Origin of the sequence: Streptomyces sp. E11-3 (genome assembly GCF_046540415.1) — a bacterium.
Classification (GTDB): Bacteria; Actinomycetota; Actinomycetes; order Streptomycetales; family Streptomycetaceae; genus Streptomyces.
In genome coordinates this window covers 1-3,346 of the sequence record NZ_JAZGRL010000040.1, presented here as the reverse complement: position 1 = coordinate 3,346, position 3,346 = coordinate 1, and the positions used below count along the sequence as shown (strand labels likewise).

Here is a 3,346-nt window from a genome sequence, read left to right as displayed (position 1 = left end):
GGGGCCGGAGGGGCTGCGGGAGGGATGGGCGCAGCTAGGGCCGCTTGCTTAACGGCGTAGTTACACGTGTTAGCGCGTGGTGATTTCTTGTGTAGCACTACTCGCGTCGCCGCGCTAGGTCTGATCTCGAAGCGCGAGTCGGATCGTGATGCTCGACAAGGCGATGCGCGCGTTTCTCGTGTAACCGTCGGCCGTGGTCGGCCTGAGCGCCCAGTATGGCGAATGATTGACGGGCGTCAAGAGTAGGCAATAGCGTGTAAGGCGCAGTGACTGAAGTGACCGAGAGGAAGACTCATGCGCGCTGCCCAAGGCCAGAACTCCCCCGTGGTGCACCTGCCCGCGGGCCGGTTGCGCGGAGCCACCGAGGGCGGCGTCGCCGCGTTCAGGCGAGTGCCCTACGCCGCGCCTCCCACGGGCGGCCTCAGATGGCGCCCGGCGCAACCGTACGCAGGCTGGAGCGGAGTCCGGGACGCGACCACCGATGGCCCCAGCGCCCCACAGTCGTACACGGAAGGCGGCGACCCGGTCCTCGGTGGTCACGGTTCGCCGCCCTTCGACGACGACTGTCTGACCCTCAACGTGTGGACACCGTCGGCCGACGACGCCGGCCGCCCGGTGCTGGTCTGGATACACGGCGGCGGATTCGTCTCGGGCTCCGGCTCACTACCGAACTACTCCGGCGAGGCATTCGCCCGTAACGGAGATCTCGTGGTGGTCAGCGTCAACTACCGTATCGGGCCGCTCGGTTACCTGTACTTCGGCGCGGATGGCACGGATGGTGCGGACAGCGCGGACGGTGCGTCGGGCGGTGACAGCAGAGCGGGCGACGAGGGCGCCGCGGAGCCCGGGAACTTCTGGCTCACCGACCAGATCGCCGCACTGCGGTGGGTGCACGACCACATCGCCCACTTCGGGGGAGACCCGGACCGGATCACCGTCGCGGGCCAGTCAGGCGGTGCCGTGTCCACCGCCGCGCTGGCCGGGCACCCCGAGGCCCAGGGCCTGTTCCGGCGAGCGATCCTGCAGAGCCCGCCGCTTGGCCTGCACATCCCGACGCCCGCCGAGTACCTGCCACGCACCGCCGCCTACCTGCGGCTGGCCGGGGTACGGGACGTCGACGGACTGCGCGCCCTGCCGTGGCCCCGGCTGATCGAGGCGGCCCAGGGGCTGTTCGGGCAGACCCGGCGATGGGGGTACTGGCCGACCCCGTTCCTGCCCGTACGCGACGGGGTGACGCTGCGGCGGCACCCCGCCCGGACGCTGCTGCACGACGCGGCCGCCGACATCGACGTGATGATCGGTTGGACCCGAGAGGAGGCCACCTTCGGATTCGCCCTGGACGAGGGCTATGCCGCGGCGACCAGGGGCCAGGTGCTCGAACGCATCGCGGAGACCTTCCCGGACCGTGCGGACGAGGTGTACGGCACCTACGAGGAGGTGCGGGCGGGCGCCCGCCCGGTGGACGTGCTGATGGGCCTGATCTCCGACGAGCTCTTCCGGGCGCCCTGCGTGGAGCTGGCCGAGGCGAGAGCGGAACTGGGGCGCCCGGTGTGGGCCTACCAGTTCGACTTCCCCACGCCCGCGCTCCAGGGGCGGCTCGCGGCCACACACTGCCTGGAACTGCCCTTCGTCTTCGGCGACTTCGCCCGTTGGTCGCACGCGCCGTTTCTGTCGGGGATCGATCCCGCGGTCCGTACCGGGCTCGGGCACGCCATGCACCAGGCGTGGATCGCTTTCGTACGCACCGGGGACCCCAACCATCCCGACCTGCCCGGCTGGGAACGGTATGCCGCGCCCGCGCGCACCACCATGCGCTTCGACGCCGTCACCGCCGCCGACGGCGACCCGGCCGGAGTCGCGCGTCGACTGCACCACCGGGCATCACGGTAGGCCCGTCCCGCCCCTTTGGTGCCAGCCCGGCTGTTGTCGGCTACCAACCGGCCATCGAATCCCACCAGCCCCATCGCTGCGGAGGCGCACCCGCGACAGCCCCGTCGTCCGGCCTCCTGTCCGGTACGGGCATGACCGCGACCGCGGCGTGAGAGGCGGGCGGGGTGTGTGCCTCGGGCGCGGCGGGCCGGAACGGCGGGAACGCCACCGGCAGCCGCGCCGGTGCTCCGCACCACAGCGAGGGCCGCCACGGCAGCGCGCTCTCGGGAACGCCGGGATGCACCTCGGGCAGTCGGCGCAGCATCGCGTCCACCGCTGTCTCGGCCATTACGCGGCCGACGTCCTTGGCCGGGCAGCCGTGCGCACCGGTTCCCCACGCCAGATGCGCCCGGTTGCCCGACGCCGCCGCGCTCTGGAACGCGGGATCGGTGTTGGCGGCGGCCAGACAGGGGACGAGCAGATCACCGGCGCGGACGGCGCACCCCGCGAACGTCATATCGGCCCTCGCCCAGCGGCCCGAGATGTTCGGGACCGGTGAGTCGGACCACAGCGCCCGGTCGGCGAGCTCGCCCACGGTCAACCGTCCGGCGGCCAGCGCGACACCGAGCCCCGGATCGCGCAGCAGCAGCCGTACCGTGTTGCCGATCCAGCTGATGGTGCTCTCGGGGCCCGAGAGGAGAAGCGCGAGCAGGTTGTGCGTGATCTCGTCTTCGGACAGCCGGGCCGGGTGTCCCCACAGCCACGACGGGACGTCCGGCCCCGGGGCGGCGCGTTTCCCAGCGGCCAGCCGGTGCAGGAGGGTGAGCAACTCGGCCTCCGAGCGCGCCGCTTCGTCGGCGCCGTCGACCAGAACCCCGACCAGGGCGGCCAGTTGACCGCCCGTCTCCTCCGGAAGCCCGACCAGCTGGGTGAACACGTCCCACACCAGCGGGCGGGCGTACTCGCCGATGAGGTCGGCCTCGCCGCGCGCCGCCCAGCCGTCCACCAAGGCGTCGGCCCGCAGTCGTACCAGGGTGCGCAGCCGTCGCGGATCGATCAGGTTCAGGGTCTCGGTGACCGCCTGCCGCTGCCGCCGGTGTTCCAGCCCGTCGAGGCGGGACAGGGCGGGCCGGTGCCCCAGGAGGGGCAGCAGCGGGGAGTCCACGGGAAGTGCCGCCTGGCCGAGTGCGTTCCAGTGTCGTGCGTCGCTGCTGAACGCCCGCTCGTCCCAGATGAGTTCGAGTACTTCCTGGTGCCCCAGCACGAGCCAGGCCCCGATCCCGGGAGCGATCTCGACTGGCGCGATCGCCCCCCATCGGCGCCGCAACTCCTCGTACAGACGGCTCGGCTCCTGCGTGAGTGTCGCGCCGTACAGGGGTGTCGGGCCGGGGAAGGCGGGGCACGCGGGAGTGGACCGGCCGTGGCTGTTCGGATTCATCGGTCTCCGTAAGGGATCGGCGGGCAACGCTGGTGCGGG

2 protein-coding genes are annotated in these 3,346 nt (G+C 71.9%); one reads left to right on the top strand and one right to left on the bottom strand.

Features of this window, described 5'->3' with window-relative positions; genetic code table 11:
* Window positions 1-294: 294 nt before the first annotated feature.
* Entirely contained in the window at window positions 295-1,890 is a 1,596-nt protein-coding gene (locus tag U9R90_RS34580) for a carboxylesterase/lipase family protein (RefSeq protein WP_411061320.1), read from the top strand.
* 40 nt (window positions 1,891-1,930) lie between these two features.
* Here the strand turns inward: U9R90_RS34580 and U9R90_RS34575 are convergent, their stop codons facing one another.
* The gene (locus U9R90_RS34575) at window positions 1,931-3,307 is read right to left on the bottom strand and encodes a cytochrome P450 (protein ID WP_411061319.1); all 1,377 of its coding nucleotides are present in this window, start codon (window positions 3,305-3,307) and stop codon (window positions 1,931-1,933) included.
* Between the last annotated feature and the right edge of the window lie 39 nt (window positions 3,308-3,346).

Coding starts and splice junctions, on each gene's coding strand:
- U9R90_RS34580 (WP_411061320.1), top strand. CDS start 295: ATGCGCGCTGCCCAAGGCCAGAACTCCCCCGTGGTGCACCTGCCCGCG.
- U9R90_RS34575 (WP_411061319.1), bottom strand. CDS start 3,307: ATGAATCCGAACAGCCACGGCCGGTCCACTCCCGCGTGCCCCGCCTTC.